The following is a 19589-nucleotide window of genomic DNA, read 5'->3' on the forward strand; positions in this document are numbered from 1 at the left end:
GTCTCAGCCCTCCTCTGCCGCTTTGGCCAGCTGCTGATCGCGCCACCAGGTGCCGAGGATCAGCTCTTTCACCTCAGCCCAGGTACGGTCGAACGTCTCACGCCCGCGCACCCAGGTGTCGCGGTTATAGTCGCGGTAATCGGTTTCATAGATGCCCGAAACCTGCTCGCCTGCCTGGCCGACCATCGCCGTCACCTCCTGCCGGTAGGTGGTCATGAAATCGCCAAACCAGGCCTGAACGACATTGGCCAGATCGGTCTGTTGCGCCGCATCGAACCGGGTGATCAGCGCCCGGACGGCATCCCATTCGAACCGCATCTCGGGCAGGCCAGAGCCACGTCGCGCCCTGTTCTCACCCTCTTCGATCGAGGCGAAGGTGGAATAGATCATGTCAAAGAACCGCCCCGTCGAATCGAATTCGAGGAAGGACGCCCCAAGCGGCACCAGGAGAATATCCGCCGCCGCCAGCGCGTTGATCGTCAGATAGCCAAGTGCCGGCGGGGTATCGAGCAGCACGAGATCATACTCATCCAGCAACCCGCCTTCCGTGAGCGCGTTCGACAGCGCGTCCCAAAGTTGCCAGGATCTGAGCTGCATCCGCCAGACCGGCACCTGGAATTCGGCCCAGTACAGGTTCAGCTGCGCGCCAATCAGATCGATATTCGGCCAATGGGTCTTTTGCACAAGGTTTCGCGGCGAAACCTTCAGTGCCTCGGTCAGGGTTTCATCAAAGGTAAACGGCGCGTCCCCATTGGCAACACGCACCTCGTTTTCCTCCTGCAGCCGCAGCGCATAGTCACGGGCAAGCAGAGGGAAGACCGTTTTCCATTCATCCTCGACCTTGCCGCCCATGATCGAGGTCATCGAGCCCTGGCTGTCCAGGTCGATCACCAGAACCTTATAGCCATCGAGCGCGGCAGACATGGCCAGATGCGCGGCGGTGGAGGTCTTGCCGACGCCGCCCTTGAAATTCGCAATGGCGACGACTTTGGCGGGCAGGCCCTCGGGGCGCCAGGCGCGGTATTCACGACCCCGCGCGCCCTCAGCTGCGAAATGGTCGCGCAGCGCCAGCACCTCTTCGAGCGTGAACCATTTGGAACCACCCTCCCCTTCGCCCTGCGGCAGTTCCGGGTTCAGCCGCAGGACGCGCCGCAGATGGGCGGAATTGACCGGGATCAGATAGCGGCAGACTTCCCAGGTCGAAAACCGGCGCAGCCGTTTTTTGCCATCCGGCGCATAGCCCCGTTTCGCCAGATCATCGCGGCCCCGGCTGGCGAAAGCCGCGGCCTTGGCAAAGCGCGCGGTATCGATGGGATCGGCCAGCCTTGCCGCAGCCTGGGCAGGGTCGATGTTGAAATAGGGGGGGAGATCAGTCTTGCCCGGAAGCACTGGTTTCTGTGCCATTCTTTGCCTGTATGTTCGCAGTTTATGCTGATATTGCCCGAACTATGGCACATCATGGGCCAGAAGGGAATCATTCCTGGCCCTCTGATCGCTGATCTTTCTGGATTTTATCAAAAAGAGAGAACAAAGCGGTCCCTGTTTCATATTCTTTTTTCACTTTAGAGTCTTTACCAGGTCACTAATCCTGCAAAAACAGTGTCTTCTGGCAAGATGGGTGCCCCGATACGGGGCGATGGGTATCCGGTTTCAGGACATAAGGTATCCGTTTGCAGGAAGAGAGGTGCCGATTCCCGGGCGAGGGCGGAGTTTTGTGGATAAGTGACCCAGAAATGGCAGGCATAGAGCCTGTTTCCCCGAATCATCCACAGGCCGGACCCGGTTGGGCAGGGATGCTTCCTGCAAACGGATACCTTTCCGAAAGCTGCGGAACGGCTCAGGTTCCCGTTTACGGTGCGGCCTTCTGACTGCGGCTGAGGGTTCCCGTCCGGTTCTTGCATTTGGATACCTTTTGCCGGATGATCCCGCCATAACAATAGCGACAGACGGGATTCGGCGATGGGCCGGGCGTCTGCGCAATGACCGGATTACAGATCCGGCGCTGAGCGAGGGCAGGCCGATGCAGATCCCGGAACGGGTCACAGAAGACAGGGTTTCAGACAGGACTGGAACAGAGGACATTCCGCGCGACCGGCTGAGCGGGCCGCTCAGGCGTGGCGCAGTTAAGAAGCACGTGGCAGCGATCCATGTGTCGGGAAAGCTCAGCCTTCTTCAGCGCAAGCTGTCGAATGTGCTTCTTCTTAATGCCTATGACACGCTGACCTCACAGCCGCGCCATCAGATCGATGCGCGCACGCTTTGCCTGATGATCGGCTATAATTCGAATGATATGGAGACGCTGAAAGCGTCTCTGCGCGGGCTGGCAGAGACGGTGGCGGAATGGGACATGCTTGACGCCGATGGTCAGCAGGAATGGGGGGTCTCGGCGCTGCTAGCCTATGCCAAGCTCAAAGGCGGGGTTTGCGAATATGCCTATTCGCCGGCGCTGGCGGAAAAGCTGCATGACCCCAAGGTATTCGCGCTGATCAATCTCAACATCCAGCGGCGGTTCACCTCGGGCCATGCACTGGCGCTTTATGAGAATTGCTACCGCTTTATCCGCACCGGTTCGACCGGCTGGTGGTCGCTGGATATCTTCCGCCGGCTGATGGGGGTGGCGGACAGCCCCTATTATGATGAGTTCAAGCATCTGAACGCCAAGATCATTAAGCCTGCCGTGACCGAGGTGAACAAGACGTCGAATATCGTGGTGACACCGGATTTTCGCAAAATGGGCCGCCAGGTGACAGAGATCCGGTTTCTGATCGCAGAAAATCCGCAGCTTGCCATCCTTGATATGGATGATGGCGAGGGGCATCGCAATTCAGATGCCTATGCGCGGCTCAGGGCGCTTGGGGTCTCGGACCGGCTGGCGCGTCAATGGATCCAGGAACATGGCGAGGATCATCTGCGCCAGAAGCTTGACTATGTGGCGGGGCAGGGCGGCGTAAGAAATGCGGTCGGCTATTTGTCGAAAGTGCTGAAGGAAGGCGCCGCGAAAGATGCGGCGGAGGTTTCGCCGCGAAACCTTAGCGCAGCGGGCGCGCTTTCTCCGAGGGCGCAACGGCTCGCGAGGATCCAGGCGCTCGCCCAGGCGCGGACCCCAACGCAGCGTGATGCAGACCGGCGGCTGTTTCAGGCACGGCTTGACGGTGCGGCCCGTGATGATTTTGAACGCCATGGCTGGATGTCGGCGCTGAACGCTGCTGCTATTCTTGTGTTTTGGGAGGAGGTCTCGCCCGGGGCCTTTGACGGTATCGCAGGAGGGGCGGAGTGAGCGCACGGTCTTTCGTCTCGCGCGGCGTAGCCCATATCGACGTGCCGCATCAGGGGGCGCCGGTCTCGGTCGGGTTTGTTCTTCTGCCGCAATTCACCATGCTGGCTTTCACCTCGGCGGTGGAGCCCCTGCGGGTGGCGAACCAGCTGGCGGGGAAGACGCTGTTCGAATGGGCGGTCTGGTCATCTGAAGGCGAGCAGGTCACGGCCTCGAACGGGATGCGGGTCGGGGTCGATGGCGGGCTGCCGCCCGAGGCGCCCTCGGGCTATGTGCTGATCTGTTCCGGGACCGAGCCGGAGATGACGACGACACGGCGGATGTCGGACTGGATCCGGGTGCAGTGGCGGCGCGGCCGGACGGTGGGAAGCCTGTGCACCGGGGCCTATACGCTGGCGAAAGCGGGGATCCTAAAGGACAGGCAATTCACGCTGCATTGGGAAAACATTCCCGGGTTTATCGAGACCTATCCAGAGCTGGAGCCGCTGCGCCGGGTATTTTGCATCGACAACCGGGTGATCACCTGTGCCGGCGGCATCGCTTCGGCTGAACTGGTGGTCAAGCTGATCTCGGAACATTACGGGCCGGCTTTGGCGCAGGCGGTGATGGATATGTGCCTGCTGACCCATATGCGGCGCGAAAGCGATGATCAGATGACCTCGCTCGCCTCGCGGCTGGGTACGAGGAACGAACATGTCGTCAAGGCGGTGGCCTGGCTGGAAGGGCGGCTGTCCGAGGATTTCCTGCTGGAGGAATGCGCCGATCATGTCGGGGTCACGCCGCGCCAGATCCAGCGGCTGTTCCGGCGCTATCTTGGCGTGACGCCGGTGCAGTATCTGAACGGGCTGCGGCTGTCGCATGGCAGGCTTTTGCTGTCAGAAACCAATATGACGGTGATGGAAGTGGCCGTGGCCTGCGGCTATGTTTCCTCGTCGCATTTCGCGCGCAGCTTCCGGCAGAAATATGGGGTTTCGCCGAACAAGTATTCACATTTCCCCGGCGGCGCCCGCAGCGAACTGCCGGTATAGGCCGGGGCCGCGCCCGCCACAGGCGGCGATGTACGAAGGGAAGAATCTGCTAAATCCGGTGATTACCGGACAGGGGTCGCAATTCTGCCACTGGTGTCGTAAATTGCGCTGTGACCTGGCAGAATATGCGCTGACCTCAGGAAAAAGGGACTCACCGGCCGGCAGAAGGGCAGGGCGGGAAACCGCCCCTATCCCGGACCATGTCGGACGGCATCATCCAATCTGCAGACATGAGCGGTACCGTCTGGAGATCCTTCAAACAAACCGCAACCGGGAGATGACCATGAAAAAATCCGTCGCAACTGTCGCACTGTCGCTGGGGCTTGGCGCCACAGCGGCTTTCGCTGATTGCGGTGATGTGACCATCGCAAGCATGAACTGGCAGAGCGCCGAAGTGCTGGCAGCACTTGATGCGATCATCCTGTCCGAAGGCTATGGCTGCAACGCGACCGTGATCACCGGCGATACGGTGCCGACCATCACCTCGATGGTGGAACGCGGCCAGCCCGATGTCGCGCCCGAAGGCTGGATTGATCTTGTCCCGGAAGTGATCGCGCGCGGCACCGAAGAGGGTCGTCTGGTGAAAGGCGCGCTGGCGCTGTCGGATGGCGCGGTTCAGGGCTGGTGGATCCCGAAATATCTCGCGGATGCGAACCCGGATATCAAAACCATCGATGATGCGCTGGCGCATCCGGAACTGTTCCCCGATTCCGAAGACCCGTCCAAGGGCGCGGTCTTCAACGGCCCGCAGGGCTGGGGCGGTACGGTTGTGACCACGCAGCTCTTCAAGGCTTATGGTGGCGAAGAAAAGGGTTTCAAGCTGATCGACACCGGTTCGGCGGCAGGCCTCGACGGTTCCATCGCGCGCGCTTACGAAAACAAGCAGGGCTGGGTCGGCTATTACTGGGCCCCGACCGCGCTTCTTGGCAAATACGAGATGGTCAAGCTTGATCATGGCGTGCCCTATGACGCTGAAGCCTGGACGGCGTGCAACGCGAATGCCGATTGCGCCGATCCGCAAAAGAATGACTGGCCGGGTGACACCGTCCAGACCATCATGACCTCGAAATTCGCCGAAAGCGCTCCGGCCGAGGTGAAGGCCTATCTCGACACCCGTTCCTGGTCGAATGCCACCGTCAACGGGCTGATGGCCTGGATGACCGACAATCAGGCGACCGGCGATGATGGCGCGCGTCATTTCCTCAAAGAGAATGAGGAGATCTGGACGAAATGGGTGAGCCCCGAGGCCGCCGAAAAAATCAAGGCCGCGCTCTGAGCCTTTGACCGGCGGCCGTGATGCCGCCGGATCCTGCCCGCGCCGGTTAACACCGGCGCGCGCGCATTCGTATCTTTTAAGATCAACAGGTCCGCTAAGGACCGGCCACCCGTTAATCACGGCATCTGACAGGGACACCAGCATGGATTGGCTGACCAAATTCCCCACCATGGAAACAAGTGCGCTGCGCGATCTGCGCAAGGGGATAGACGAGAATTTCCGGGCCTTTACCCGCGCCTGGGGCGATACATTCGAATGGCTTTTCGAGCCGCTGCGGCTGTTCCTGATCTGGTCTGAAAACCTGATGCTGAAGACGCCCTGGCCGATTGTACTGCTGGTGATCGCGCTGATCGCCTGGTTTGCCAGCCGCAACTGGAAGATCACGGCCTTTGCGGTGGTCTCGCTGCTGGCGATCGGCTGGTTCGGCATGTGGGATGACACGATGCGGACCATTTCGATGATCTTCGTCTGTACGGTGGTGGCGATTGCGGTCGGGATCCCGGTCGGTATCCTGATGGCGCGGTCAAACCGGATGCAGGCTGTGGTCAACCCGGTGCTTGATGTGATGCAGACCATGCCGAGTTTCGTCTATCTGATCCCGGTCGTCATGCTTCTGGGGATCGGACGCGTGCCGGGCGTGATTGCGGTGGTGATCTATGCCATCCCGCCAATCATCCGTCTGACAAACCTTGGCATCCGCATGGTCGACAAGGATGTGCTCGAGGCGGCGGATGCCTTTGGCTCGTCCTCCTGGCAAAAGCTGAAAAATGTGCAGATGCCGCTTGCCCTGCCGACGATCATGGCCGGGATCAACCAGACGATCATGATGGCGCTGGCCATGGTGGTGATCGCGGCGATGATCGGTGTGCAGGGGCTGGGTCAGCCGGTGCTGCAGGCGATCAACAACCAGTATTTCTCGATCGGCATGTTCAACGGCTTCGCCATTGTCTGCATCGCCATCATCTTCGACCGCGTGAGCCAGGCTTACGGGCGCCGTCTGCAAAAGCATCTGGAGATCGTTCATGGGTGATACTGCTGCAATCGGCATCGAGATCCGCAAGCTTTACAAGATCTTCGGCCCGCATGCGGCTGATATGGTCGCCCGGGTTGAGGCGGGCATGACCAAGACAGAGCTGAATGAGAAACATGGCCATGTTCTGGGGCTGAGGGATATCAATATCTCGATGCCCGCCGGTGGCATCCAGGTGATCATGGGGCTTTCCGGATCGGGCAAATCGACCCTCATCCGCCATATCAACCGGCTGATCGATCCAACCTCGGGTGAGGTGGTGGTCGGTGGTGATGATGTCGTCAGAATGAACCCGGATCAGTTGCGCCGGTTCCGCCGGCATCAGACGGCGATGGTGTTTCAGAAATTCGCGCTGCTGCCGCATCGGAACGTGCTGGAAAACACGGTTTACGGGCTCGAGGTTCAGGGGGTGGACCGTGCGGATCAGGTGAAATCCGCGACGATGTGGCTGGAACGCGTCGGGCTGAAAGGGTTCGAAAAGAAATACCCGAACCAGCTTTCGGGCGGCATGCAGCAACGGGTGGGCCTTGCCCGCGCGCTGGCAAATGACGCGCCGATCCTTCTGATGGACGAGGCGTTTTCTGCGCTCGACCCGTTGATCCGGGTGGATATGCAGACGATCCTGCTGGATCTGCAGAAGGATATCCGCAAGACCATCGTCTTCATCACCCATGATCTTGACGAGGCGCTGCGGCTGGGCGACCGCATTGCGATCCTGCGCGACGGCAATATGGTGCAGCAGGGCACAGGCCAGGAGATCGTGATGACCCCCGCCGATGACTATATCGAAAGCTTCGTCGAACACGTCAATCGCGGCAAGGTGATCCGGGTCGAAACCGTGATGCAGAAGGGCGCGGAAACCGGGGGCCTCGCGACCATCCCGGCCACCGCGCTCCTCGAAGATGCGGCAAAGCAGCTGATCGCCGGCAATGCCGCCCGCCTCGCGGTCACCGACCCGTCAGGTCGCCCCCTCGGCACTGTCGATATGGCAGCGATCACCCGCGGCATGTTCCCGACCCGGGCCGCCGCCTGAGCTTTTTCATCTGTCCTTAAATATCCCGGGGGAGGGGGCCGGAAGGCCCCCTGGGGGCAGAGCCCCCGAACCCGGTTTCCGGACCCGCCAGGCTCAGCGGAAGACATCCACCGAGATGTAATTCCCGACACCGCCCTGGCCCCAGATCTGCACCTGGACCACCGCGCCGCCATTGACGATGGCCGCGCGCGCGCTTTTGGTCATGGTGCCGCCCATCAGCATCTTCTCCATCGCATCGCGGTTCTTCACATCGCCGAAAAAGCTGTCCCATTCATCACCGGGATCGCCCTTGCCGAATTTGTGGAAATTCGCGCGGTCCTGGCGCAGGATCTGCCAGGGCTGCGTCAGCCGTTTGCCTTTCGAATTCACCAGATCGGCCGGGCCGATAAAGGCGGTGTATTCTTCCAGCAGTTCCTGCGCCGAGGCGGGCGCGACGAAGCCAAGGCCGATGGCCGTGGCGGCAGCAAGAAGCGACAGACGCATGTGGGTCTCCTGTCTGGGATGTCAGTCGGATTGCGCGCCGGTCAGGCGGGCGTAAAGGATGAGTTCGGGCCGGTATTCGAAATGCATACCATCGAAATGGTGCCATTTGCCGCCCCAGATAAAGCCATAGCGCTCCATCTCGTGCACCAGCGCTTCGGGATAGCGGTTGTCATAGGGGCCGACCTTGCCCTCGCGCGCGCCGGACCAGCGCCAATAGCCGCCCAGCTCGGTGTTGAAATCGACCGCAATGCCGAAACTATGCCCCGAGAGCCGCGTGGTGCCTGCGATCACGCGCCAGTTGAAACTGCCGCCGATGGTCTGGAAATAGACATTCATTTCCGGCCCGATGGCGTGGATCGCGGCCAGGGCCGCGCGCAGCTGCGTGGCGGCGCAGGTCTTTTCCGACATCATGAAGACGGCTTTGGCATCCCCCGGCCAGCGCACCTCTTCTAGCCCCGCCGCAGCCTCGGCTTCGCTGTTGCCGTAAAGCGCGCGGAAGAAGGGTTCGTTCCGTGCGCGACCCGGGTCGAACCAGGGCGCCTCGCGCAGGGTCAGATCAAAGGCCAGCGGATAGGTCTGCAGGAACTGTTCGGTGATGCTGGCATCTTCCAGCCGTTCCTGCGGCGACAGCGGCACGTCACCGAAGCCGGTCGGCAGCTTGCGCCCGTCTGCGAGGATCAGGGTCTGACGGTTCGCGCTGACCTCTGTGCCCGGATAGGCCAGTTCCAGCGCGTCAATCCAGGGCAGATCGGCTTTCGCAGGCAATTCGGTGGTCAGGAAATCCCTGACTTCACAGGCCCCGGCCGGCCCGGCTGCCAGCAGGGCCAGAACCAGAAGATTGCGCAAAGTCACCATAGGACCATCCTTTCCCCTGCCTGGCTCCTGATACCAGGCGAAACCTGATCCGAACCGCGCATCGCGGCAAGTCCGGAGAGCCGGACCTTACTCTGCCCCGGGATTGGCGCGGTTCCAGCGGATCGACGACCAGAGCGAGATCCCGATCAGCACCGCACCGCCAAGCCCGGTGATCACCTCGGGAATATGCACGATGGCCTGGAGATACATGATGACCGAGAGGATCAGGATCGCCCAGAAGGCGCCGTGTTCGAGATAGCGATATTCCGCCAGCGTGCCTTTCTCGACCAGCATGATGGTCATCGAGCGCACATACATCGCGCCGATCCCAAGACCGATGGCGATGACAAAGAGGTTTTGCGACAGAGCGAAAGCCCCGATCACCCCGTCGAAGGAAAAGCTCGCATCCAGCACTTCAAGGTAAAGAAACGCGCCGACGCCGCCCCTGGCCGCGCCTTCCAGCATCTCCTGGCTGCGGTCGAGAATGCCCCCCAGAACCTCGACCATCAGAAAGGTCAGAAGACCCCAGATCGCGGCATGGAAGAAGGTATTCGAGGCCGCAGGCCCGAGCGCCGGATCGTTCCCGATGATCTTCGAGAAAATCATCATGACCACCAGCACGAAGGCGATTTCGATCCCCTTGACCGACGAGAAATTCGCGGCTTTCTGTTCGATCCAGCGCACCCAATGCACGTCTTTTTCATTGTCGAAAAAGAAAGACAGGCCGACCATCATCAGGAAGGTGCCGCCAAAGGCCGCGATGGGCAGATGGGCCTCATGCATGATCTCGGCATAGCGTTCGGGCTGGCTTGCGGCCATCACAAGCGCGGTCCAGGGGCCGACATTGGCGGCGATGACCACGATCAGCAGCGGGAAGACGATCCGCATCCCGAAAACGGCGATGATGATGCCCCAGGTCAGAAAGCGGCGCTGCCAGAGCGGCGTCATATCCTTGAGCTTATTGGCGTTCACGATGGCATTGTCGAAGGAAAGCGAGATTTCCAGAACCGCCAGCACCGAGACGATGAAGAAGATCTTCAGCGCGCCGAGCGTGGTATGTTCGGAGGAAAAGCCCAGCCAGAGCCCCAGCCCGAGCCCGATTGCCGTGACCACGAAAGCTGCGGTGAAATAGGACAGGGTTGTGCGTTCTGAAATGCCTGGGGCCGCCATCGGAGTCGCTCCTGCGAAAATCTCACATGTCTGTTAACGCGGCGGCTATGGCCGGGCCAGTGGGATTTTGCTGCGGCAGCAGTGCGGTTTCGGGGTCCAGGCAGCTTTGTGCCGGCGAAGGGGGCGGGTTCATATTGAGACGGAGGCCACAGAAAAGGGGGCCTGGTGGCCCCCTTGTGTCAGTCTTGCAGTGGTGGGATCAGCCAACGATGGTCGCCTCGGTCGCGGCGCGCAGCTCGGCCTCGCTGATGCCCGGGGCGCATTCGACGATTTTCAGCCCGCCTGGCACCACATCCAGCACCCCGAGGTTCGAGATGATGCGGTCGACCACCGATTTGCCGGTCAGAGGCAGGGTGCAGGCTTTCAGCACTTTCGACTCGCCCGCCTTATTGGTGTGATCCATCACCACGACCACCCGGCCCACGCCCGCGACAAGGTCCATCGCGCCGCCCATGCCCTTCACAAGCTTGCCGGGGATCATCCAATTGGCGAGATCGCCGTTTTCCGCGACTTCCATCGCGCCGAGGATCGCCATGGCGATCTTGCCGCCACGGATCATCGCGAAGCTGGTGGCGCTGTCGAAAAACGCGGTTTGCGGCAGCTCGGTGATGGTCTGCTTGCCGGCATTGATCAGATCGGCGTCTTCCTCGCCCTCGAACGGGAAGGGGCCCATGCCAAGCATGCCATTTTCCGATTGCAGCGTGACCTCGATGCCCTCGGGGATGTAATTCGCGACCAGCGTCGGAATGCCGATGCCGAGATTCACATACCAGCCGTCCTGGAGTTCCTGCGCCGCACGGGCGGCCATTTGGTTACGATCCCAGCCAGCCATTATGCCTGCTCCTTCTGGCGCACAGTGCGTTGTTCGATCCGCTTTTCATGGGCGCCCTGCACGATCTTTGTCACATAGATGCCGGGGAGGTGGACGCTGTCGGGGTCCAGGGCGCCAAGCGGCACGATTTCCTCGACCTCGGCGATGCAGACGCGGCCGCAGGTGGCGGCGGGGACGTTGAAATTCCGTGCGGTCTTGCGGAAGACGAGATTGCCCGAAGGGTCGGCCTTCCAGGCTTTCACAATCGCCAGATCGGCGACGAGGCCGCGTTCCAGGATATAGGTCTGGCCGTCGAAATCGTGGTGCTCTTTGCCCTCGGCGATCACGGTGCCGACGCCGGTTTTGGTGTAGAAGCCGGGGATGCCGGCGCCGCCCGCGCGCATCCGCTCGGCCAGCGTGCCCTGCGGGTTGAATTCCAGCTCCAGCTCGCCCGAGAGATACTGGCGCATGAATTCGGCATTCTCGCCCACATAGGACGAGATCATCTTCTTCACCTGGCGGGTTTCCAGCAATTGCCCGAGGCCAAATCCGTCAACGCCCGCATTATTCGAGGCGACGGTCAGCTCTCTGGTGCCCGCATCGCGGATTGCGGCGATCAGCAGTTCCGGAATGCCGCAAAGGCCAAAGCCGCCGGCGGCGATCAGCATCCCGTCTTTCAGATGGCCGTCCAGCGCTTCGGCGGCGGTATTGTATATCTTGTTTCCCATGATCCCTCTCCGGACTCTGGTCCGATCCCCGGTGATGCTGATGGATTGCAGGCCGGGCCGGAATCCGTAGAAATACGTAGGTGCCCAGGTATAGCGAGACACCGATGCCGTCTTCTGCCCCCGATGACCTTGCCGCGCTGGCCTTTCTGCATGCGCCGGAAGCCACGCTGGTGCTGAAGGACCGGGTGATCTGCCGCGCCAATCTGGCGGCGGGGCGGGTGTTCGGCTGGGACCCGGGCGCGCTTGAGGGCTGTTCGATGCGGGTGCTTTACCCTGGCGAGACCGATTTCGAGCGGCTGGGCCAACGCGCGGAAGAGGCGCTGCGGCTGCGACCGATGATCCGCGATGAACGTTTCATGCGCCGCCAGGATGGCCAGCTGGTCTGGATGGAGGGCAGGGGGGTGACGCTGACCCCGAAAGCACCGCATCGCCTGGCGATCTGGATCTATCGCGTGATCGAGACCGGGGCGGCGCCGGGACTTCTGACGCCCGCCGAGATGCGGGTGGCGCGACATATGGTCGGCGGCATGACCTCGAAGGAAATCGCGCGGGTGCTGGACTGCTCGCCCCGCACGGTCGAAGTGCACCGGGCCTCGATGATCCGCAAGCTCCGGGTCAGAAACAGTTTCGAGCTGATCCGGAGCCTGCTGGATTCCGGAGCGGCGCCGGTCGAGGCGGGATCAGAGGGTGGCCCTGAATCGTAAGAACAGTCCGGCCTGGCTGGAAATCCCGCGCCTGGGTTAAGCCTTGTTGCGATGGACCTTCACCGCGCCTTCGCGGCTTGCCAGGCGCAAAGCCAAGGCGAGGGCGATCTTTGGCGATGTCTTTATCGTCACAAATGTCAGGGCGCGCCGCGAATGGGGCCAGACGCCGCCATGTCACCGCCCGGGAGCCGGAGCGCTGTGCCGGGGCGGTCGGACCCTTCTGCGCGCCCTCTTGCGCCAGCGGCGCTTTCTGGCATCTGATCGGGCAACAGTCCGACAGGAGTTGCCGATGCCCGTGGTGCCGAAGAACTGGTTCATGCCCGCCGAGACCGCCCCCCAGGACCGGATCTGGATGGCCTTCCCGCGTGAGAGTGCGACGCTGGGCGAGGGCATGGTCGCGCGCGAAGCGGGCTACCGCGCCTGGGCCGATGTCGCACTGGCGATTGCGCCGTTTCAGCCGGTTACGATGATCGTCGACCCGACCGAGATGACACGGGCGAAGGCGATGCTTGGCTCTGCCGTTGAACTGGTCGAGCGCCCGATCGAGCATTTCTGGACCCGCGATTCCGGCCCCACTTTCGTGCAATCGGCAGACGGGTCGATTGCGGCGGTCGATTGGATCTATAACGCCTGGGGTTCTGATGACCCGGCGGAATGGCAGAATGACCGGGGCCTCGCGCGCTTTATCGCCGGGCTGGCGGGGGTGCCGGTGGTGTCTTCCTTGCTGGTCAATGAGGGCGGCGGCATCCATGTCGACGGCGAGGGCACAATGTTCGCGACGGAAACCGTGCAGCTTGACCCGCGCCGCAATCCTCTGGCCGACCGCGCGCGGGTCGAGGCGGAATTTGCGCGCACGCTGGGCGCGGAAAAGGTGATCTGGCTGCCACAGGGCCTTACGGGCGATTACTGGGAATTTGGCACCAATGGCCATGTCGATATTGTCGCGACCTTCCCCGGCCCCGGCACGGTGCTGCTGCATGATCAGCGCAATCCGGGCCACCCGGATCACAAGGTAATGGCCAATATCCGCGCGATCCTTGAGGGCGCGACGGACGCAAAGGGGCGCCGGTTCGAAATCATTGATGTGCCCGCGCCCGAGACCATTACGGATGCACATGGCTTTAACGACTGGTCCTATATCAACCATCTGGTGCTGAATGGGGCCGTCATTGCCTGTGGCTTTGGCGAGCCGCGCGCCGATGCGCAGGCGGCTGAGATCCTTGCCGCCGCCTATCCCGGGCGCCGTGTCGTCACCGTCGATGCCCGCGAGATCTTTGCTCGCGGCGGCGGGGTGCATTGCATCACCCAGCATCAGCCCGCCCCGCTTCAGGCCACGGCCCGGGCATGAACCTCCACGGCGCCAGTATCGCAGACCTTCGCCAGGCGCTGGAGGCGGGAGAAACCACCTCGGTCGCACTTGTCGCAGGGTATCTGCGCCGCATCGCCGCCTATGACCACCAGGGGATCAGGCTCAATGCCGTGCCGGTGCTGAACCCGGCGATGTTCGAGGAAGCCCGGGCCTCGGATCTGCGCCGCGCGTCTGGCGCGGCGCTTGGGCCGCTCGACGGTATCCCCTATACCGCCAAGGACAGTTACAAGGTCAAAGGCCTGACGGTTGCCGCAGGCTCGCCCGCCTTTCAGGATCTGGTCGCGGGCGACGACGCTTTTGCGATCGGGCGACTGAGGGCGGCGGGGGCGGTGCTGATCGGGCTGACCAATATGCCGCCAATGGCCAATGGCGGTATGCAGCGTGGCGTTTACGGGCGGGCGGAATCGCCCTGGAATGCCGCTTACCTGACAGCGGCTTTCGCTTCCGGTTCATCAAACGGATCAGGCAGCGCGACGGCGGCCTCTTTCGCGGCCTTCGGATTGGGCGAGGAGACCTGGTCTTCGGGCCGCGCGCCGGCGGCGAATAACGGGCTTTGCGCGCTGACACCATCGCGCGGGCTGATTTCGGTCCGCGGCAACTGGCCGCTGGTGCCGACGATGGATGTGGTGGTGCCACATACCCGCAGCATGGCCGATCTGCTGGAAGTGCTCGACGTGATCGTGGCCGATGATCCCGAGACGCGCGGCGATCTGTGGCGGTCGCAGGATTGGGTTGCGCTGCCGCGCCCGTCCGCGATCCGCCCGCACTCCTATCCGGCGCTGACCGCCGCGCTGACGGGCAGGCGCTTTGCGCTGCCGGCAATGTATGTGAACCAGGACGCAGAGGCCGGGAGCGGGGAAAGCCCGGGGATCGGCGGGCCGACCGGGCAGCGGGTCGAGACCCGCGCCTCGGTCATTGCGCTGATGGACAGGGTGGTCGCAGCGCTGCGCGCGGCGGGGGCAGAGGTGGAGATCTCGGATTTTCCGCTGGTTTCGAATTATGAAGGCGACCGGGCCGGCGCGCCGAAGATCGGGACGCGGGGGCTGGTGTCGCCGGAATATCTGCGGCGCGAGATTGTCGATCTCTCGGTCTGGGCCTGGGATGATTTTCTGGCCGCCAATGGCGATCCGGGCCTCAGCCGGCTGGCGCAGGTCGATGGTGCGGCGATTTTCCCGCAGCCCGACGGCGCGCTGCCCGACCGCTATACCGGCTTTGGCGATGATATTGCCGATTACCCTGCCCATGCGCGCGCGCATCCGGTCGCGGATTTCCGCGAGATCCCGCATCTGGAAGACGGGTTTCGGGGGCTTGAGGAAACCCGAAAGCGCGATCTGGAAGACTGGATGGACAGGCATGGCTATGATGCGGTGATCTTTCCGGCGGTGGCGGATGTGGGGCCGGCGGATGCCGATGTGACCCCGGCCTCGGCGGATCTGGCCTGGCGCAACGGAACCTGGGTCGCGAATGGCAATCTCGCGATCCGGCATCTGGGCGTGCCGACGGTGACGCTTTCGATGGGGGTGATGGCGGATACCGGGATGCCGGCCGGGCTGACGCTTGCCGGGCGGGCCTGGGAGGACAGCACGCTGCTGGCGCTTGCCCGCGCGATGGAACCGCTCTTGCCGCCGACCGGCCTCGCCCCCCGTATACCGGAATTGCCGCCGCTGCCCGCGCCGGGCCTCGCGCAGCGGCTGAAGCTGAGCGTTGCGGCCAGCACCAGCGGGGCGGGAGAGACGCGGCTGGAGATCCGCATCGACACCGATGCGCCCCGGCTGCGCCTGACCGTCGATGGCGCGCCGGTGGAGACAGTGGTGGTGCCGGATGGCTTTGCGGCCCTGGTCATCCTGCCAGAAAACACCCATCGCCACAGCGCCTTTCAGCCGCCGCGGGGGCCCCTGGTGATCGCCGAGACGGCGACGCTTGCCGCCTTTGTCTGCGCCGGCTGAGGCCTCGATTTTTTCATCAGAAACAGCCTGCCGGGACCGCGAATAGCATTTTGGTCAGAATTGCGGTTTTCATCCGTGATTACCGATGATAATTGTCAGGATAGCTATTACGACAATTTGCGACAGATTCACGATCCGGCCTATCCGCAGGCGCAGAACGCGTGGGCGGCGGGGCATAATGGAGGAGTCCTTCTGATGACATTCGCACCCGGAAAATTTGTGGCTGGCATTGCGCTTTCGCTCGGGATCGGCTCGATGGCCGCGGCGGATACGCTGACCATCTATTCCGGCCGCGGCGAGGCGCTGGTTGCGCCGCTGATCGCGCAGTTCGAGGCCGAGACCGGTATCAGGACCGATGTCCGCTATGGCTCGACCTCGGAAATGGCGGCATTGCTGCAGGAAGAGGGCGCCAACAGCCCGGCCGATCTGTTCTGGGCCCAGGATGCCGGCGCGCTTGGCGCTCTGGCTCCGGTTTTCGCAGAGCTGGCGCCAGCCGAGAATGAAAAAGTGCTCGAGGTCTTCCGCGATCCGTCGAACAAATGGGTGGCGACCTCGGGCCGGACCCGGGTGCTGGTTTATTCGACCGAGCGGGTCGAGCCGGGCGCGCTTCCGGCAAAGATCACCGATCTGACCGATGAGAAATACAAGGGCCGCGTGGCCTGGGCGCCGACCAATGGTTCTTTCCAGGCCTTTGTCACGGCATTCCGCCTGACCCATGGCGATGAGGCGACCCGGGCCTGGCTGGAAGGCATGATCGCCAATGACGCCAAAGTCTACAAAAACAACGGCACCCAGATCGAAGCCATCGCCGCCGGCGAAGTCGATTATGGCCTGGTGAACAACTACTATCTTGGCCGCTATACCGCCAGGGATGACGCCTTCCCGGTCGATCAGGCGCATTTCGAAGCCGGTGACATCGGCAACCTCGTGTTGGTTGCGGGCGCAGGCATTGTCGAGGCCTCGGCCAATAAAGAGAATGCGCAGAAATTCATCGACTATCTGCTCTCGCCTGCTGCGCAGCAGTTCATCACGCTGCAGGGCTATGAATATCCGGTTGTCACGGGCGTGATCCCGCATGCGACGCTGGAAAGCCTTGAGGCGGTCCAGGCGATCAGCCCGAAGGTCGATGTGAACCAGATCGGCGATCTGGAAGGCACGCTTGCGCTGCTGCGTGAGGTCGGGCTGCTCTGAGCTTGTCGGGCATCGTGACATCATCAGGGCGGGCGGGGCGCAGGCCCCGCCCGCCGCTTGCCTTGCTGCTTGCGGCGGGGCTTGTGGGCGTCGGCACCTGTCTGCCGGCGGCCTATCTGGTGATACGCGCCTTCGGGGCCGAGCCGGCACAACTGGCAGAGATCGTCTTCCGGTCGCGCAATCTGATGCTTCTGGGGAATACGCTTGCGCTGGTGGCGCTGGTTCTGGGGATCGGCACGCTGATCGCGGCGCCCATGGCCTGGCTGGTGACACGCAGCGATCTGCGGGCGCGCGGACTGGTGACATTTCTGATGGCGCTGCCGCTGGCGGTGCCGGGCTATGTGATGGCCTATGCGCTTTTGGGCCTCTCGGGCTATTACGGTTTCGCGCGGGAATGGTTCGGGGTCTCACTGCCGCCATTGCACGGGCTCTTGGGGGCGGGGCTTTCGCTGTCGCTTTACACTTTCCCCTATATGTTCCTGAATTTGCGCGCCGCGTTTCTGGGGATGGATCCGGGGCTTGAGGAAAGCGCCGCCTCGCTGGGACGCGGGCGGGTGGAAATCATGCGCCATGTCGTGCTGCCGCAGCTCTGGCCGGCGCTGGTTTCGGCCTGGCTGGTCGTGGGGCTTTATGTGATCGGCGATTTCGGGGCCATCGCGCTGATGCGCTATGAGGTGTTTTCCTACGCGATCTATACGCAATATGCCGGTGCCTTTGACCGCACCTATGCCGCCTGGCTTTCGCTGATGCTTTTGGGCGTGGCGGCGCTGGCGCTGTTCGCGCAGGCGCGGCTGACGCGGAGCCGCCGCTTTGCCCGGGTCGGGACCGGGGTGCAGCGGCGCGGGCGGCCGGTCCGGCTTGGCGGCTGGGCGGTGCTCGCCTGGGGCTGGGTCATTCTGGTAAGCCTCGCTGCGCTCGGATTGCCCCTGGCGGTGCTGGGCCACTGGATGCGGCGCGGCATTGGCGAGATTGACTGGGGCCAGCTGGGCCAGGCGGCGCTGAATTCGGGCCTGGCGGCGGCGGTGGTCGCGGTGCTGACAGTCGCGCTGGCGCTGCCGGTGGTTTTGCTGACGCTGCGCTGGCCCGGCTGGTTTGCGAGCCTGACCGACCGGCTGGCCTGGATGGGCTATGCGACGCCGCCCCTGGCCTTTGGCCTCGCGATGGTGTTTTTCACCCTGGCGGTCATTCCCTTTGCCTATCAGAGCCATGGCGTCCTGATCTTCGCCTGGGTGATGACCTTCCTCGCGCTGGCGCTCGGGCCCTTGCGGCTGGCGCTGATGCAGATCGGGACCAGGCCGGAAGAGGCGGCGCGCGCGCTTGGGGTCGGGCCGGGCCGCGCCTTTGCGCGTGTGACGCTGCCGCGCCTGAAAGGGCCGATGGTGGCGGCGGGCCTCCTGGTCTTTATCGCCGTGGTCAAGGAATTGCCGCTGAACTGGATGCTGGCGCCCACCGGATGGCGCAGTCTTTCAACCACGGTCTTTGGCCGCACGGTCGAGGGCATGATGACCGAAGCCGCGCCATTCGCGCTTGCGATCATCCTGTTTTCGGCGTTTTTCGTCGGGCTGATCCTGAAATATGAAGGCGCCGGTCGCAAGGAATTGGGAAGAAGATGACGGTTGAGCCGCTGCTGTCGCTTTCACATCTGAGCCGGTCTTTTGGCGCAGGCCAGGCCGTGGTCGATGATCTTTCACTGGATCTGGCGGCGGGAGAGATCCTTGCGCTGATCGGGCCTTCGGGCTGTGGCAAGACCACGACGCTCCGGATGGTCGCGGGGTTCGAGACCCCGGACCGGGGCCAGATCCGGCTGGCGGGACGCGATGTCACCGGTATTGCGCCGGAAAAGCGCGGCATCGGTATGGTGTTCCAGGACTATGCGCTCTTCCCGCATATGACCGTGGCGCAGAATGTGCTGTTCGGCGCGGCCGACCGCGCGCCCGCAACTGCCGCGCGCTATCTGGAGATGGTTGGCCTTGCGGGTTACGGCGCCCGCTTTCCCGATGAGCTTTCCGGTGGCCAGCAGCAGCGCGTGGCGCTGGCGCGCAGCTTTGCCGCCGCCCCGGCGGTGATCTTGCTTGATGAGCCGTTCTCGAACCTTGATGCCGGGCTGCGTGCCCGCACAAGGCGCGAGATCCGGGCGCTCCTGAAGGCGAGTGGCATCGGTATCCTGTTCGTCACCCATGACCAGGAAGAAGCGCTCAGTTTCGCCGACCGCGTGGCGGTGATGAAAGACGGGCGTCTGTTGCAGTGTGGCCCGGCGGCCGAGGTCTATGACCGCCCCTCCGACCCGTTTGTCGCGGGCTTTCTGGGCCGCACCAATCTGATTACCGGCGAGGCCCGGGGCGAAAGCTGCGACACCGTGCTGGGCCCGATCGCGCTGGAGCGCCCGGCCAGTGGCCCGATCGGGTTCTCGTTGCGCCCGGAACGGATCGCCATTCGCGAGGCCGGGGCAGATGAGCCGGCCCGGGGCCGCGTCTCCTCGGTCGAGTTCAAGGGGCATGATCTGACCTATTGGGTCGATTGCAACGGCACCGAGATCCAGGTCGATCAGATGGGCGGCCCGAGGCTGAGCGAAGGCGCAGAAGTGGTGCTTTCGGTCACAGGCAGGGTGGCGGCTTTCGGCTGAGGGCTCTTGACCATCCGGCTCTTCGGGTCCAGGCCTTATCTTTGCCCCGAAGGCTGACAGAGTGAGCC

16 protein-coding genes and 1 pseudogene are annotated in these 19589 nt (G+C 63.0%); 11 read left to right on the top strand and 6 right to left on the bottom strand.

What is annotated here, in order from left to right; genetic code table 11:
- Positions 1 to 3: 3 nt before the first annotated feature.
- On the bottom strand, positions 4 to 1404 hold the full coding sequence (locus M3484_RS11320; protein ID WP_249496941.1) for an AAA family ATPase: 1401 nt from the start codon (positions 1402 to 1404) through the stop codon (positions 4 to 6).
- A 730-nt stretch (positions 1405 to 2134) separates the two neighbouring features.
- On the opposite strand from M3484_RS11320, the gene M3484_RS11325 reads away from it, so the two are divergent.
- The 5 genes from M3484_RS11325 to M3484_RS11345 all read left to right on the top strand — a co-directional run bounded on the left by M3484_RS11325 (position 2135) and on the right by M3484_RS11345 (position 7641).
- The gene (locus M3484_RS11325; protein ID WP_249496942.1) at positions 2135 to 3277 is read left to right on the top strand and encodes a replication initiation protein; all 1143 of its coding nucleotides are present in this window, start codon (positions 2135 to 2137) and stop codon (positions 3275 to 3277) included.
- The gene (locus M3484_RS11330) at positions 3274 to 4302 is read left to right on the top strand and encodes a GlxA family transcriptional regulator (RefSeq protein ID WP_249496943.1); all 1029 of its coding nucleotides are present in this window, start codon (positions 3274 to 3276) and stop codon (positions 4300 to 4302) included. Before M3484_RS11325 ends, M3484_RS11330 begins: the two co-directional genes overlap by 4 nt.
- A 283-nt stretch (positions 4303 to 4585) precedes the next feature.
- Positions 4586 to 5578 carry an ABC transporter substrate-binding protein gene (locus M3484_RS11335; RefSeq protein WP_249496944.1) on the top strand — a complete coding sequence of 331 codons (993 nt, stop codon included), beginning with the start codon at positions 4586 to 4588 and terminating at the stop codon, positions 5576 to 5578.
- Between the two features lie 142 nt (positions 5579 to 5720).
- Positions 5721 to 6608 carry an ABC transporter permease gene (locus tag M3484_RS11340; RefSeq protein WP_249496945.1) on the top strand — a complete coding sequence of 296 codons (888 nt, stop codon included), beginning with the start codon at positions 5721 to 5723 and terminating at the stop codon, positions 6606 to 6608.
- Positions 6601 to 7641 carry a quaternary amine ABC transporter ATP-binding protein gene (locus M3484_RS11345; RefSeq protein WP_249496946.1) on the top strand — a complete coding sequence of 347 codons (1041 nt, stop codon included), beginning with the start codon at positions 6601 to 6603 and terminating at the stop codon, positions 7639 to 7641. The genes M3484_RS11340 and M3484_RS11345 overlap by 8 nt, the downstream gene beginning before the upstream one ends.
- 93 nt (positions 7642 to 7734) lie before the next feature.
- Here M3484_RS11345 and M3484_RS11350 read toward each other — a convergent pair whose 3' ends face one another.
- From M3484_RS11350 to M3484_RS11370, 5 genes are all read right to left on the bottom strand, one after another.
- Entirely contained in the window at positions 7735 to 8124 is a 390-nt protein-coding gene (locus tag M3484_RS11350) for a hypothetical protein (protein ID WP_092902945.1), read from the bottom strand.
- 21 nt (positions 8125 to 8145) lie between these two features.
- Positions 8146 to 8979, bottom strand: coding sequence for a M15 family metallopeptidase (locus M3484_RS11355; RefSeq protein WP_249496947.1), 834 nt, complete (start codon positions 8977 to 8979; stop codon positions 8146 to 8148).
- Between the two features lie 87 nt (positions 8980 to 9066).
- Positions 9067 to 10149 carry a DUF475 domain-containing protein gene (locus M3484_RS11360; RefSeq protein ID WP_249496948.1) on the bottom strand — a complete coding sequence of 361 codons (1083 nt, stop codon included), beginning with the start codon at positions 10147 to 10149 and terminating at the stop codon, positions 9067 to 9069.
- Between the two features lie 199 nt (positions 10150 to 10348).
- On the bottom strand, positions 10349 to 10981 hold the full coding sequence (locus M3484_RS11365) for a 3-oxoacid CoA-transferase subunit B (RefSeq protein ID WP_092902939.1): 633 nt from the start codon (positions 10979 to 10981) through the stop codon (positions 10349 to 10351).
- A complete protein-coding gene (locus tag M3484_RS11370; RefSeq protein ID WP_092902937.1) occupies positions 10981 to 11688 on the bottom strand; it encodes a CoA transferase subunit A in 708 nt (235 codons plus the stop codon). The genes M3484_RS11365 and M3484_RS11370 overlap by 1 nt, the downstream gene beginning before the upstream one ends.
- 104 nt (positions 11689 to 11792) lie before the next feature.
- Between M3484_RS11370 and M3484_RS11375 the strand changes: the two genes are divergently transcribed.
- The 6 genes and pseudogenes from M3484_RS11375 to M3484_RS11400 all read left to right on the top strand — a co-directional run bounded on the left by M3484_RS11375 (position 11793) and on the right by M3484_RS11400 (position 19521).
- On the top strand, positions 11793 to 12392 hold the full coding sequence (locus M3484_RS11375; protein WP_249496949.1) for a LuxR C-terminal-related transcriptional regulator: 600 nt from the start codon (positions 11793 to 11795) through the stop codon (positions 12390 to 12392).
- Between the two features lie 289 nt (positions 12393 to 12681).
- Entirely contained in the window at positions 12682 to 13740 is a 1059-nt protein-coding gene (locus tag M3484_RS11380; protein ID WP_249496950.1) for an agmatine deiminase family protein, read from the top strand.
- Positions 13737 to 15419, top strand: a pseudogene (locus M3484_RS11385) (amidase); the annotation flags it as partial. The gene M3484_RS11380 and the pseudogene M3484_RS11385, both read left to right, overlap by 4 nt.
- Positions 15420 to 15902: 483 nt before the next feature.
- A complete protein-coding gene (locus M3484_RS11390) occupies positions 15903 to 16898 on the top strand; it encodes an iron ABC transporter substrate-binding protein (RefSeq protein WP_092902931.1) in 996 nt (331 codons plus the stop codon).
- A gap of 14 nt (positions 16899 to 16912) precedes the next feature.
- Positions 16913 to 18511 (top strand): ABC transporter permease, encoded by a 1599-nt coding sequence (locus M3484_RS11395; RefSeq protein ID WP_249496951.1) that lies wholly within the window; start codon positions 16913 to 16915, stop codon positions 18509 to 18511.
- Positions 18508 to 19521 carry an ABC transporter ATP-binding protein gene (locus M3484_RS11400; RefSeq protein ID WP_249496952.1) on the top strand — a complete coding sequence of 338 codons (1014 nt, stop codon included), beginning with the start codon at positions 18508 to 18510 and terminating at the stop codon, positions 19519 to 19521. Before M3484_RS11395 ends, M3484_RS11400 begins: the two co-directional genes overlap by 4 nt.
- Positions 19522 to 19589: the final 68 nt, after the last annotated feature.

It is taken from the genome of Pseudomonas sp. GX19020 (genome assembly GCF_023371075.1).
In the GTDB taxonomy this organism is placed as follows: domain Bacteria; phylum Pseudomonadota; class Alphaproteobacteria; order Rhodobacterales; family Rhodobacteraceae; genus Pseudogemmobacter.